The organism is Pseudomonas sp. IT-P74, from assembly GCF_949768175.1.
GTDB lineage: Bacteria > Pseudomonadota > Gammaproteobacteria > Pseudomonadales > Pseudomonadaceae > Aquipseudomonas.
In genome coordinates, this window is record NZ_CATKQD010000009.1 from 58,032 (window position 1) to 70,936 (window position 12,905).

Below are 12,905 nucleotides of genomic sequence, written 5' to 3' on the forward strand. Positions count from 1 at the left end.
TATCAGGTGTAAACCCAAAGCACGCGGGTCAGTTGGTCGGACAGGTTGCCGTAGCGGCAGTGCGCATGGCTGGCCAGTTGAAAGCTGTCGCCGGGATGCAGGGTCACCGGTTCCTTATCGTCGAGCCACAGGGTCAGCTCCCCTTCCAGGACATAACCGCCCTGCTCGGAACTGTCCTTCATGTGCCGGTCGCCGCTGCTGGCACCGGGCTCCAGCTGGCTTTCGAGCATCGAGAACGATGCGCGCATCTTTGGCGAAACGAGGATGTCGGTGATGCCGTCGGCGTAGTACAGCGTGCGGCGCTCGTCGGGGCGGGTGACCCAGGACAAGGCCATGGGTTTGGGCAGGCTGTAGAAATAGGTGGTCGGCACCCCCAGGGTTTCGCTGATGGCGGTCAAGTCCGCCACCGTCGGGCGCGACAGGCCGCGCTCGACCTGGGACAGAAACCCCACGGAGCGCCCGATTTTGTCCGCCAGTTCCTTCAGGGTGTACTTCTTGTGCTTGCGCAGGTCCTGGATCAGGATCGCCAGCGCCGAGATTTCTTCTTGCATGTCCATCTAGAGGCTTCCAGAAAGTGTCGCTTCAAATGCTGTCGCGCAGTCGATACCAGGCCTTGCCGATGGCTTCCAGCGGCGCGGCCAGGTATTTGCCGCCGGGAAAACTGCCGTTGTTCAGTCCCTGGTACAGGGACAACTCGTCGGGCTGACCGAGTACCGCGTCGGACACTGCCCGCGCCGCGGCCAGTGTCGGCAGCACACCATGCCCGGAATACCCCTGCATCCAGTACAGATCGCCACGGCGGCCGATATCCGGCGTGCGCTTGAGGGTCAGGTCGATGTGGCCGCCCCAGGCGAACTCCAGATCGACGCCGGTGAGTTGCGGGAACACCCGTTCCAGGAACGGCCGGGTCGCGGCGGCGATATCCTTCGGCATCCCGCCCAGGTAAGTGCAACCGCCGCCGAACAGCAGGCGGTTGTCCGGCGTGCGGCGGAAATAGTCGAGCACGAACTGGTTGTCGGTCACGCACACGTTACTCGGCAGCAACGCGGTGGCTTGCTCCTTCGTCAGCGGTGCAGTCGCGACCTGATAGGTCCCGACCGGCAATACGCAACTGGCCAGTTGCGGGTCGAGTCGGTCGAGGTAAGCGTTGCACGCCAGCACCAGCACGTCGGCGCGAATACGACCGCCCTCGGTGGTCACCACAAACCCGTCGCCCTCCTCGCCATAGCTCAGCGCCTTGCTTAGCTCATGGATGCGGCCACCGGCACGCTCGATCGCATCGGCCAGGCCCAGGGCCAGTTTCAGCGGATTCAGATGCCCGCCCTCGGGATCGAACAGGCCGGCCTGATAGCGCTCGCTGGCAACCCACCGCGGCAAATCGCTGCGCTCGATAAATTGCAGTTTGTCGTGGCCCCACTTGTGGCTGGCCTCGTGTTGCCATTCGGTCAGCAGGCCTACCCGACGGGGCATCACCGAGGTCCAGAGATGGCCGGCGCGGTAGTCGCAATCGAACTCATGCCGGCCGGGCAAGTCACGCAGCTCGCGCGCGGCCCAGCGCATGCCGTCCCACAAGCGCCGCGCCCGTTCGTAACCCAGCGCCGCTTCCAGCGGTGGCATGTCGCACGACCAGCCGAGAATCGCCTGCCCGCCATTACGCCCGGACGCGGCCCAAGCCACCCGGCTGGCTTCGAGCAAGGTCACGCGCTTGCCGGCCAGCGCCAGGCGTAAAGCCGTGTGCAAGCCACTGAAACCGGCCCCGATGATCAGCACTTCGGTGTCTTGCTCACCTTCCAGTGCGGCTCGATCGACCAGACGATCGGCGCAGGTATGGGCGTAGTAACTGGCGACATGCCGGGTGGATTGCTGAAACATACGGCCTCGTGAAATTTTGTATTTTTAATTTCATGAAAAAATACACGGTAAATTTCACACAAGCAATCAACGCGTAAAAAATCCCGCTCAGGCCAACCCGAGCGGGATTTTTTATTCAGAGGTGATGTTCGAATCAATCAGGCCACAGGAATCATCGGATCCGCCGAAGCCAGCGCCGAGGTGCGATCAGCCGCTGGTGGGTAGATCCACTGGGTGTTGATCTGTGTCTTCAATGCCTTGGCTTCGTGCTTGACCAACTTGACCTGACGGTCCCAACCCTCGGTGTACACCGCGCCCCAGGCACCCAGATCGAGGCAGGTCACGTACTTCGGCTGGCTGTAGGGTGTCGGGTTCACACCGAGAAGCTGCGCGGCGACGTTGTTGCCGGCATGGCGGCCGAGCGAAATAGCGTGCTGACAGGACATCAAGGCGTAGTTGCCGATCTCGTCACTGGCCGCATAGGCAACGTCGCCGGTGGCGAAGATGTCGTCCTGACCAATGACTTTCAGGTGTGCATCGACATGCAGACGGCCCAGGTGATCGCGTTCGGCCGGAATCTGCTCGGTCAGGGAGCTGGCGCGGACGCCGGTGGTCCAGACCACGGTATTTGCGTCGATGCGAGCACCATCGGACAGGGTCACGCCGTTGGCATCGACCGACACCACCGAGGCTTTCAAGTGCCATTGCACGCCGGTTGCCAGGCTGGCCTCGACGATCGATTCGGCAATTTCCTCACCCATCGAGCCGCCAATCTTATCGCCGCGGTCGACGATGATCACATTGATGTCGGCACGGTCGCCGAGGATGGCCCGCAGGCGGCTCGGCATTTCAGTCGCCGTTTCGATCCCGGTGAAACCGCCACCGGCCACCACCACCGTGTTGCGCGCCTTGCTTTCGGGCTGATTGGCCAGTGCCTTGAGGTGGTTTTCCAGACGCACGGCCTGTTCGATCTGATCGACGTCGAAGGCATGTTCGGCCACGCCCGGCGTGTTCGGCGAAGCCAGGCGGCTGCCGGTGGCCAGAACGAGTTTGTCGTAGCTGCAAACTTGTTGGGCACCCGCCGCATCGACATAGCCGACCCGTTTCTGTTCGACGTTGATGGTCTGTGCCGCGCCCTTGATGAACCTGACCCCTACGGCATCGAACAGCTCGCCAATCGGCGCGGCCAGTTGGTGGGCGTTCGGCTCATAGAAGCGCGGGCGCACACGCAGCTCGGCCTGGGGAGCCAGCACGGTCACTTCAACGTCGTTGTGGCCGTGAATGTCGAACAGGCGCGTGGCACTCAAAGCGGTCCACATGCCACCGAAACCTGCGCCGATTACCAGAATGTGCTGCTTCATCTTTAACTCCAGGGGGATAGCCAAGTGTTGAAAATCGTTGAGGGGTTCAAGGACCGACGCCGGGTTGTACCTGGATAAGCGCCTGCCACTGCGACCGAGCAACTACGACTGTATTGATCCAAGTTAAATCCTGCAACAGGTTTTTATCGAGAGCGGCCATCGAAAACCGTGACCCATGAGCCGAATACCCTGTATTCAGCGAGTCACAGGAGCGTTTTCGGTCATGAAAAAAAGATTGGGCGAGGAGGGATTCGTTGCCTTGCTTGCTTTCTGCTGCTAGAATTTGCGACTAATTCAGTCGGAGATTTGCATGTCTCTTTACAGCGCGGGTGTCGAATACGGCATTCACTGCCTGCTTTTTCTGGTGGGTAACGGCGGCGACTCACGCGAAGCGAGCGTGCGCGACCTTGCCGATCTGCAAGGTGTCCCCCAGGACTATCTGGCGAAAATCTTCACCAAGCTGGCCAAGGCCAATCTGGTGGTCGCCACTGAAGGCATGCGCGGTGGCTTCAAGCTGGCCCGGCCGGCTGACGAAATCACCTTGCTGGATATCGTCAACGCCATCGACGGCCGCAAGTCGATATTCGATTGCCGGGAGATCCGTGGTCGTTGCGCAGTGTTTAATGGTGCCCCGCCTGAATGGGCATTGGACGGACTGTGCGCTATCAATGGCGCGATGATGGTTGCGCAAAAACGCATGGAAGAGGCCCTCGCCCAACAAACCATCCTCGACATCGCCAGGAAATTCGGACGCAAGGCCCCGCCAGAGTTCGGCGTCAAAGTGGAAAGCTGGATGACCGAGCGCCGAGAACGCAAAAGTGCCGCCCAGACCGGTGAGCAAATCATCCCGACGACCAACCTTTCGGACTGATCCACACAAAAAAAACCGGATGCACGCCAGGCATCCGGCCTTTTTTCAATGGAGTCGAAAAACGGTCGGTGACCGATTTTCACCCTCTCGCGCTTACAAACAGTCGCGCACGATTTTGCGCAGGTCGCCGGACTTGGCCCAGGGCGGCCCCTGATACAGCGAAACACGGCTGCCGTCCTTGTACTTCACGATATCCACCACTTCGTCGGCCGTGATTACGCTGGGCGCGGTGATGCGGTATCCGTTGGATATCGAAATCTGGGTCGTATTCGATACTTCCTTTTGCCAGGCAGGCAACACGCACGCCGCATACTCTTTTGGCGCCTTCTCGCTGTGCTTACTGACATTCGGCTCGCCCGGTACCAGCGACGCCGGCAACGAACACCCGCCCAGCAATGCCAACACGACTCCCCCCATCAACATCCGCATGCTGTTTCCTTAAGTTAGAAAAAAGAGAATGTAGCTCGCCGTCGTCCCTACAGCCATCCCCAACGATTCGGCGTGTCATTGATATCGCTTGTCAGGGTTAGTTCCTTGAATTCAGATAATCCATCCATCTTTCGTAGGCTTCATGCTGGCGTTGTGTGACTTGCTCCCATTGCGGCCCGCTGAGTTGACGGGCCGATACCAGTTGCATCATCTCGTTGGTCGCCGCCTCCAGGTCAGCGATCAACTCGTGGGCCCGAGCCCTGAAATCATCGGTTGCGGTCATTTGACGTCGCCCCCCGTAGGAAAAACCGGCTCTAGAGTAGGACAGCTTATTTCCTCGTTCGCTGTAGTTTTCCCGACCAAAGGAAACCCCACCGATTCAGACGAACACAACATCCTGTGCGGTAAAGAGGTCTAAAATTTCGGTGTGCAGAGTTCAGGAGGTCATCATGTGGCTTAACGAATCGGAACAGGAACTTCGGCGTGATCTGCAAGGGCTTGCGTCAGATTTGCGCTGGTCGGCCGTGGAGCTTCTGCGAATAGAGCAGCAATTGCGCCTGCTCGGGAGCGAAGCCGACGCGCAAGCCGTTCAAAGATTGTGTTCTTTGTTTCAGGGCGATGAAGAAAAACTGTCCGGCTACGCCGAGGAAGTGAAAGCCAAGGTCATTAGCCGCAACAAGGCTCAATAGCGGGAGCGCTGCCATGAACAGGCCTCTATTCACGCTGGTCGTCGCACTGACCGCGTTGGCAGGCTGCAGCACCAACTCGATCTACCAGGACCAGCCGCTGGTCGCGAAAGTCGACACCGGCATGACCCAGGAGCAAGTCCGGCAAATCGGCGGCCAGCCCCTGGCGGTCACCGACCGGACTGTCGAACCCGGCACGTGCTTTGACTACAAGCTGAGTCAGTCCGGCCATCAACAGGCGTTCAATGTCAGCTTTGACGACCGCGGCATGGTCGACCACAAAAGCTTCATGACCTGCGCGGAATGGAGCCACACACAACAAAAGGCCCGGGAACCCTCCCGCCCCAGCGGAGGCGGTGGCTACTAGCGCCCTTAAGGACTTTGCAGGAGCGAGCTTGCTCCGGGCGGCGTTCCGACGATGGACTCAAACGCGCCGGGTTTAGCCAGGAAGCACGCGTTATCGTTAGCGACCATCGCGAGCAAGCTCGCTCCTACAGGCTTCATTTTGCTTGATGGCTGCCCGCAGTCCTGCCGACACGTGCCTTGTAGCCGGGCAGCGAAGCGGCAAATGCCAGTGCTTCTTCCCGACTGTCAAACGATCCCAGCCGGTCACCTCGTGTGCACACCCGCCAGGGGCCATTGTTCACGCAGAGTACGTCATAACCGTTCATGTGCATTTTGTTCAGCATCGGAACACTCATAGTCACCTCCTCCTGGGCAGTGATATCAGGTTGACTTGCGTACCTTACACCCACCCTTGTCCAAAATACCGACCAGACGTCGCCATGAAAATTCCCCATTCCGGTTGCACTTGAACCCTAGCCCTTGGCCAACGCCGTCGCTGCCCTGTCGATCAAGGCCGCTACTTCAGCGGGCATCGAGGCCAATGATGCGTGACTGGCATGCAAGGTCAGTATCTCCCGGGCGTTGAGCCGCGCAGCCATCCACTCCTGGTTTTGCGGCGCGATCATTCGGTCGTCAGACGAAATCTGGTACCACGATGGCTTTTTCTTCCAGGCCACCGTGCCAATGGTGTCACCGAAGGTGCTCGCCAGCGGCGCTTTCTGGGTGATGCCCATGACCAACCCTTCGGTCGCCGGCAGATCCTGGCAAAAGCTCTCGTGATAGAGCTCTGGCTTGACCCACAGGTAACCGTCGCTGTCGGGAGCCAGGTTGGCCGCCGCCGCCGGAAAATGCCGCTGCGTGATGCTGTCGGGGCTTTCACCGGCGTCCGGGGCGAACGCGGCGATGTATACCAGCCCAACCACATTCGGCAAATCACCCGCTTCGGTGATCACCGCGCCGCCATAGGAATGCCCCACCAGCAGCACCGGACCGGGCACCTGGGCGACCATCTTGCGCGTGCGCTCGGCATCTTCGGCCAAGGACGTCAGCGGCAACTCGACGGCACGAATGTGCGTGTCACCCCGGCTGAGCAATTTGACGATGACTTTGTTCCAGTGGGCGGCACCGCCCCAGAAACCATGGACCAGCACGATCGTGGGTTTGTCACTCATCACCATGTCTCCGTTTGCCGATGGGGTTGTTCGCCGTTCGCCTCAGCCCTGATCGCCACCGCCCACGGGCATGACCATGCCGGTGATATAGGACGCATCGTCGCTGGCCAGAAACAGAATAGCCCCCGCCTGCTCATCCAGGGTGCCGTATCGTTTCATCAAACTGCTGTCGAGGGTCTGGTCGACGATCTGCTGGTACCAGAGCTTTTCCTGCTCACTCTGCTCGGCACCGTTGCGGGGTATGCGTCGCGGCGGTGCTTCGGTGCCGCCAGGCGCCGTGGCATTGACCCGCACGCCGCGGCCGGCGGTTTCGAATGCCAGACAAGCGGTCAAGGCATTGACCCCCCCCTTGGCCGCACCGTAGGGCACGCGGTTGAGGCTGCGGGTGGCGATGGAGGATACGTTGACGATCGCACCACTGCCCTGCTCCAGCATGAACGGCAGCGCGGCATGGCAACACCACAAGGTCGGGAACAGCGAACGGCGAACCTCGGCCTCGATCTGCGACGCTTCATAGTGCTCGAACGGCTTGGCCCAGATCGTCCCGCCGACGTTATTGACCAGCACATCGAGGCGTCCGAAGCGCTCGACCGCGGTTTGCATCACCCGACTGCACTCCTCGTATTGCTCAAGGTCGGCGGTCAGGGCCAGTACCTGGGTGGTTGGCGCCAGCTGTTGCTGGACTTCGAACACCAGGTCGGAGCGATCCACCAGGATCAGCTTCGCCCCTTCGGCGGCCATCCGCTCGGCCACCCGCCGCCCGATACCTTGGGCAGCGCCGGTGATCAGGGCGACTTTTTCGTGAAATTTGTTCATGTGTACCTCATGAAGAAGGTTGCAGTTCAACTGTGGGAGCGAGCCTGCTCGCGAAGAGGTCCTTCCAGTCGACACAGTGGGTGACTGCCAGACCGCTTTCGCGAGCAGGCTCGCTCCCACAGGGGGGGCTTTACCCAGCCAGGGAAATCACGTGCGACTCAAGCCGCGCTGGCAGCAAACTTTTCGTAGTAGAAGTTGGCCGGCGCAATGCCTTGTTCGCGAATGAACTGGCTGACGGCCTCGACCATCGGCGGCGGGCCGCACAGGTAGACGTCGACGTCGCCATCGTTCAAATGCTTCGGCTCGATGTGCTGGGTCACATAACCCTTGAGCGGGTGCTGGCTCTCAGGGCTGGCGACGCAAGCGCTGAAGGTGAAGTTAGGGATGCGCGCGGCAAAGGTTTCGAGGCGGTCGATTTCCACCAGGTCGAAATCGTGGGTCACGCCGTAGATCAGATGCAGCGGGTGATCGCTGCCCTGCTCGGCGATCTTCTCCAGCATCGCGGTGAACGGCGCCAACCCCGTGCCACCGGCCAGCAGCAACAGCGGCCGACGGATGTCCCGCAGGTAGAAGCTGCCCAAGGGACCAGCCAGGCTCATGCAGTCGCCGGCCTTGGCCATGCCGGTCAGGAAGCTGCTCATCAGGCCGCCGGGCACGTTGCGGATCAGGAAACTGACCTCACCGTCGCGCTGCAACGAGCTGAACGAATAGGCACGGGTCTGCTCGCTGCCGGGAATCCCCAGGTTCACGTACTGCCCCGGCAGGAACGCCAGCTTGCTCAGGGCTTCGCCCTTGATCGACAGCGCGATGGTGCTGTCGGACAACTGGCGCACGGCGCTGATGGTGGCGTCGTAGCTGGCCTGACGGGTGCGGCAGACCTCGGAGGACGTCGGCACCCGCACCACGCAATCGCTCTGGGCGCGCATCTGGCAGGTCAGGACAAAACCCTGCGCGGCCTCTTCAGGGCTGAGGGCGTCTTCGATGTACTCCTCGCCCAGATCGTAAGTGCCGGCCTCGGCAAAACACTTGCAGGTGCCGCAAGCGCCGTCGCGGCAGTCCAGCGGGATGTTGATGCCCTGGCGGTACGCGGCATCGGCCACGGTTTCGCCCACGTTGGCGTCGATGAACCGGGTGACGCCGTCTTCGAAATTGAACGCGATGGAATGGGTCATGACGGCCGCCTCACAAGTGGTAAACATCGATGACCTGGCGAACGTAGTCGTTCTTCAGGATCACTTTCTTGGCCTTGATCAACGGGTTTTCACCGCGCATGTCGAGGGTGTAGAAGCTACTGCCGAAATAGCTGTCGACGGTCTTGTAGCGAAAACTCAGGGTGTGCCAGTTGAAGCGCACCTTGCACAGTCCGTCGGCCTGTTCGAGCAGCTCGATGTTGCTGATGTTGTGGGAGGTGCGGGTGTCCGGCACGCTGGCGCTGGAGCGCTCGGTCTTGATGCGGAAGATGCGGTCTTCAAGACCCGTGCGGTTGCCGTACCAGATCAGCGAGATTTCCCGCTGCGGGTCCTCGGTCAACTCGTCGTTGTCGTCCCAGGACGGCATCCAGTACGTCGCGTCGGGAGCGTACATTTCCAGCCATTCGTCCCACTGGCGGTCATCGAGGTAGCGCGCTTCGCGATAGAGGAAATCGCGCACCGCTTCATAGGAAATGCTCATAACACGTCCTCCACGGCGATCAGCTTCGACTGCTCGGCCGCCAGGGCCTTGAGCATGGTCTGCTGCCAATACTTGTGCTGCAGCACGAACAGGCCCTCATCTTCGGTACGCACGCCGCTGAGCAGCGGATGCAGGTCGATCTCTTTGGCGGCGTCGTCGGCACCTTCAATCCAGTGCTCGGCACCACGGGACATGTCGTTCCAGGTGGTGACGCTGCCCTGGTAGCTGGTCTGGCAGGAGCGGAACTCTTCCAGATCGTCGGGCGTTGCCATGCCGCTGACGTTGAAGAAATCCTCGTACTGGCGAATCCGGCTGGAACGGGCGTGGTCGCTCTCGCCTTTGGGGGCGATGCAGTAGATGGTGATTTCCGTGCGGTTGACCGAAATCGGCCGGGCGATGCGGATCTGCGAGCTGAACTGGTCCATCAGGTACACGTTCGGGTACAGGCACAGGTTGCGCGAGTTCTCGATCATCCAGTCGGCGCGGGCCTTGCCGAAGTCTTGCGCCAGTTCGTCGCGGCGCTCGTACAGCGGACGGTCCTCGGGGTTGGCCCAACGGGTCCAGAGCAGCATGTGGCCCTTGTCGAAGGAATAGAAACCACCGCCCTGCTTGGCCCAGCTGCCGGCGCTCATGGTCGGATTGGTGTCACCGGCTTCGCGCTGCTTGCGCTGGTTCTGGGTGGCCGCGTAGTTCCAGTGCACGGAGCTGACGTGGTAGCCGTCGGCGCCGTTCTCGGCGGTGAGCTTCCAGTTGCCTTCGTAAATGTAGCTGGAGGAGCCGCGCAGTACTTCCAGGCCATCAGGCGACTGGTCGACGATCATGTCGATGATCTTCGCCGATTCGCCCAGGTGCTCGACCAGTGGCAGTACATCGGCTTTCAGGCTGCCGAACAGGAAGCCGCGATAGGACTCGAAACGCGCAACACGGGTCAGGTCGTGGGAGCCTTCGCAGTTGAAGCTCGCCGGGTAGCCGGCGTTGGCCGGGTCCTTGACCTTGAGCAGCTTGCCGGAGTTGTTGAAAGTCCAGCCGTGGAACGGACAGGTGTAGGAGCTCTTGTTGCCGGACTTGTGCCGGCACAGGGTCGCGCCGCGATGGCTGCAGGCATTGATGAAGGCGTTGAGTACACCGTCCTTGTTGCGCGCGATAAAGACCGACTGGCGCCCCATGGTGGTGGTGTAGAAATCGTTGACGTTGGGGATCTGGCTTTCGTGGGCCAGATACAGCCAGTTGCCCTCGAAGATGTGTTCCATCTCCAGATCGAACAACCGGGGGTCGGTGAACATCTCGCGTTTGCAGCGATAGAGGCCCTGCTCGGGATCATCTTCAAGCAGGGAATGCAGGTATTCGGGTCGCAGGGTCATGGCCGCCGCCTCCATTGTTATTGTTCAGGCAGGGGTCATGCTAGGACGGGGGGGCAGGCTGGAATATCCGCGGGGTGCAAACCTTTATCCGTTTTGTGCAGGGGTTTGGCGTTGTGTCAGGCGCCATCAATGTTGAATGTGCCGACCTCTTCGCGAGCAGGCTCGCTCCCACAGGGGTGAAGCAATCCAATGTGGGAGCGAGCTTGCTCGCGATGGCGCCAGACCAGACAACATCAAACTTGAAGGTTCAGTGCCGACGCTTGAGGGTATCGGACGGCAGTTCGCCGAACTGCTTGCGGTAGCTGTCGGAGAACCGCCCCAGGTGCAGGAAGCCGTAATCCATCGCCACTTCGGTGACGTTGCGCACGTTGCAGGTCGGGTCGCTGAGGCAGGCGTTGATGCGTTCCAGGCGTTTCTGGCGCAGGTAGTTTTTCGGCGTAAGGCCGGCATTGCGCTCGAACAGTCCGTACAACGAACGCAGGCTCATGTGCGCCTGGCGCGCCAGTGCTTCGCTGTCGATGTCCTGCTTGAGGTTATTGGCGATGTAATCGGCAATCGCCTCGAACGTGGCTGTCTGCGAGCCCAGTTCGAGGCGGCAGACGTTGGTTTTCATCAGGCTGAGCATCTTGCTGACGATAATCTGCGTGTAATGCTCCTGCACCCTGGGGATCTGCTCGGTGGATTCGGCTTCCTGGCAGATCATCGCCAGCAGGTTGACGAAACCTTCCAGTTCATTGAGCTGATACCGGTTTTCGAGGAACCGCACGCCCTGCCCCGGATAGCGCCAGCGCTGCTCATCGCAGACCGATTCAAACAAGCGGGTCGGGACTTTGAGGATGAATTTTTCGCAATCGGCGGAGTACGTCAGGTCCACCGGATCGTCGGGGTTGATTAGTAGCAATTCGCCGGGAGCGAAGTAATGTTCCTGGCCGTGGCCGCGCCACAGGCAATTGCCGCGCAGCAGCACTTGCAGGTGATAGATGCTGTCCAGCGCACCGGACGTCACGCGCACACTGGCACCGTAGCTGATGCGGCACAGGTCGAGGCTGGCGAACTTGCGATGATCGAGACTGGCCAGCGGGCTGCCGGCACGGGGCATGAGAATGCAGTGGTTACCGACGTGCTGATTGACGTAGCCCGACACCGCGTAAGGGTCGGCATGGTCGAACACCCGGCTGCGCTGACTCAACAGTTGCGCTGGCATCATCAGGTCACTCTCGTTGTTGTTATAGGTTGCGTCGTTTCATTCTAGATCCGAAACCCTTGTAGGAGCGAGCCTGCTCGCGATGGACTCAAGGACGCCACGGGGCATCAGGTACCCAGCGTCATCGTTGACGTCCATCGCGAGCAGGCTCGCTCCTACAGGGGGCGGTGATCAGTCCTCGAGTGCGCGGACCCGCTCGTGGCGCTGTTGCTCTTGCGGCTGGGCCGACGACTGCAGGGTGAAATCGAACTCGATTTCGGCAAAGCGACCGCTGACACCATGGGCCGCCGCGCGCTGTTGATCGTCGCTGAAGGTGATTTTGGCGATCAGCTCGTCACGGGTGGCGTAGGCGAAATCGTCGTGCAGGTACTTTTCGCCATCGAGGTTGATCTGGGTGGTCAGGTGGCGATGATCCGGCGCGGAAATGAAGAAGTGCACGTGCGCCGGGCGCTGGCCATGACGCCCCAGTTGATCAAGCAGTTGCTGGGTCGGACCGTCCGGTGGGCAGCCGTAGCCCGAGGGCACAATGCTACGGAAACGGTAGCGGCCTTCGGCGTCGGTAACGATGCGGCGACGCAGGTTGAATTCCGACTGCGTGGTATCGAAGTACGAGTAAGTGCCACCGGTGTTGGCGTGCCAGACGTCCACCACAGCGCCGGCCAGGGGCTCGCCAGCGGTGTTGAACACACGGCCTTGCATGAACAGAGTCACACCCGGATCGACGCCATCGTCCAGACGCGCTTCGCCTTCCGACAGCGGCGCACCCGCCACGTACAGCGGGCCTTCGATGGTGCGCGGGGTGCCGCCGGACTTGCCGGCCTGCTCGTCTTCGGCGTCCATCAGCAGGTCGAGGTAATGCTCCAGACCGAGACCGGCCACCACCAGCCCGGCTTCCTGGCGAGCGCCCAGCACGTTGAGGTAGTTGACGGCTTTCCAGAACTCTTCCGGGGTCACGGCCAGGTCTTCGATGATGTTCACCGAATCACGCAGGATGCGGTACACCAGCGCCTTGGTCCGTGGGTCGCCAGCGTCGTTGAGCAGGCCGCTGGCCTCTTCGAGAAATTTCTGGACTTCGGCAGTGTGGGAAATCTTGACGTTCATTCTGGGTTCCTCATCTTGTAATTATTAGCGTAGCGCG

The 12,905-nt window shown here is 60.8% G+C and carries 16 protein-coding genes; 3 read left to right on the forward strand and 13 right to left on the reverse strand.

What is annotated here, in order from left to right; all coding sequences use genetic code 11:
• Positions 1-2 precede the first annotated feature (2 nt).
• The 3 genes from ACM6J5_RS07930 to ACM6J5_RS07940 form a co-directional block, all read right to left on the reverse strand.
• Positions 3-557, reverse strand: coding sequence for a helix-turn-helix domain-containing protein (locus ACM6J5_RS07930; protein WP_095942892.1), 555 nt, complete (start codon positions 555-557; stop codon positions 3-5).
• 25 nt (positions 558-582) lie between these two features.
• A complete protein-coding gene (locus ACM6J5_RS07935) occupies positions 583-1,872 on the reverse strand; it encodes an NAD(P)/FAD-dependent oxidoreductase (RefSeq protein WP_095942891.1) in 1,290 nt (429 codons plus the stop codon).
• A 137-nt stretch (positions 1,873-2,009) separates the two neighbouring features.
• Positions 2,010-3,212 carry an NAD(P)/FAD-dependent oxidoreductase gene (locus ACM6J5_RS07940; RefSeq protein ID WP_414928137.1) on the reverse strand — a complete coding sequence of 401 codons (1,203 nt, stop codon included), beginning with the start codon at positions 3,210-3,212 and terminating at the stop codon, positions 2,010-2,012.
• A 310-nt stretch (positions 3,213-3,522) separates the two neighbouring features.
• On the opposite strand from ACM6J5_RS07940, the gene ACM6J5_RS07945 reads away from it, so the two are divergent.
• Positions 3,523-4,083 carry an RrF2 family transcriptional regulator gene (locus ACM6J5_RS07945; RefSeq protein WP_095942889.1) on the forward strand — a complete coding sequence of 187 codons (561 nt, stop codon included), beginning with the start codon at positions 3,523-3,525 and terminating at the stop codon, positions 4,081-4,083.
• Between the two features lie 93 nt (positions 4,084-4,176).
• On the opposite strand, the gene ACM6J5_RS07950 is transcribed toward ACM6J5_RS07945, so the two are convergent.
• Together ACM6J5_RS07950 and ACM6J5_RS07955 are read right to left on the reverse strand one after the other, a co-directional pair.
• Positions 4,177-4,512: a hypothetical protein gene (locus ACM6J5_RS07950; RefSeq protein WP_095942888.1), complete on the reverse strand. Its 336-nt coding sequence runs from the start codon at positions 4,510-4,512 to the stop codon at positions 4,177-4,179.
• Positions 4,513-4,609: 97 nt separating this feature from the next.
• A complete protein-coding gene (locus tag ACM6J5_RS07955) occupies positions 4,610-4,795 on the reverse strand; it encodes a hypothetical protein (protein ID WP_095942887.1) in 186 nt (61 codons plus the stop codon).
• Positions 4,796-4,961: 166 nt separating this feature from the next.
• On the opposite strand from ACM6J5_RS07955, the gene ACM6J5_RS07960 reads away from it, so the two are divergent.
• Positions 4,962-5,201, forward strand: coding sequence for a hypothetical protein (locus ACM6J5_RS07960; RefSeq protein WP_008021270.1), 240 nt, complete (start codon positions 4,962-4,964; stop codon positions 5,199-5,201).
• A gap of 13 nt (positions 5,202-5,214) precedes the next feature.
• Positions 5,215-5,565: an osmotically-inducible lipoprotein OsmE gene (gene osmE / locus ACM6J5_RS07965; protein WP_008053782.1), complete on the forward strand. Its 351-nt coding sequence runs from the start codon at positions 5,215-5,217 to the stop codon at positions 5,563-5,565.
• Between the two features lie 133 nt (positions 5,566-5,698).
• Here osmE and ACM6J5_RS07970 read toward each other — a convergent pair whose 3' ends face one another.
• The 8 genes from ACM6J5_RS07970 to catA form a co-directional block, all read right to left on the reverse strand.
• Positions 5,699-5,899 (reverse strand): SPOR domain-containing protein, encoded by a 201-nt coding sequence (locus ACM6J5_RS07970; RefSeq protein ID WP_414928138.1) that lies wholly within the window; start codon positions 5,897-5,899, stop codon positions 5,699-5,701.
• 117 nt (positions 5,900-6,016) lie between these two features.
• On the reverse strand, positions 6,017-6,715 hold the full coding sequence (locus ACM6J5_RS07975) for an alpha/beta hydrolase (protein ID WP_414928139.1): 699 nt from the start codon (positions 6,713-6,715) through the stop codon (positions 6,017-6,019).
• 42 nt (positions 6,716-6,757) lie between these two features.
• Entirely contained in the window at positions 6,758-7,531 is a 774-nt protein-coding gene (locus ACM6J5_RS07980) for a 1,6-dihydroxycyclohexa-2,4-diene-1-carboxylate dehydrogenase (RefSeq protein ID WP_095942884.1), read from the reverse strand.
• A gap of 158 nt (positions 7,532-7,689) precedes the next feature.
• Entirely contained in the window at positions 7,690-8,703 is a 1,014-nt protein-coding gene (benC, locus tag ACM6J5_RS07985) for a benzoate 1,2-dioxygenase electron transfer component BenC (protein WP_414928140.1), read from the reverse strand.
• A 10-nt stretch (positions 8,704-8,713) separates the two neighbouring features.
• Positions 8,714-9,202: a benzoate 1,2-dioxygenase small subunit gene (benB, locus tag ACM6J5_RS07990; RefSeq protein WP_095942882.1), complete on the reverse strand. Its 489-nt coding sequence runs from the start codon at positions 9,200-9,202 to the stop codon at positions 8,714-8,716.
• Positions 9,199-10,563 carry a benzoate 1,2-dioxygenase large subunit gene (gene benA / locus ACM6J5_RS07995; protein ID WP_150674210.1) on the reverse strand — a complete coding sequence of 455 codons (1,365 nt, stop codon included), beginning with the start codon at positions 10,561-10,563 and terminating at the stop codon, positions 9,199-9,201. Before benA ends, benB begins: the two co-directional genes overlap by 4 nt.
• Positions 10,564-10,810: 247 nt before the next feature.
• On the reverse strand, positions 10,811-11,770 hold the full coding sequence (locus tag ACM6J5_RS08000; protein WP_095942880.1) for an AraC family transcriptional regulator: 960 nt from the start codon (positions 11,768-11,770) through the stop codon (positions 10,811-10,813).
• Between the two features lie 168 nt (positions 11,771-11,938).
• Positions 11,939-12,868: a catechol 1,2-dioxygenase gene (gene catA / locus ACM6J5_RS08005; RefSeq protein WP_095942879.1), complete on the reverse strand. Its 930-nt coding sequence runs from the start codon at positions 12,866-12,868 to the stop codon at positions 11,939-11,941.
• Positions 12,869-12,905: the final 37 nt, after the last annotated feature.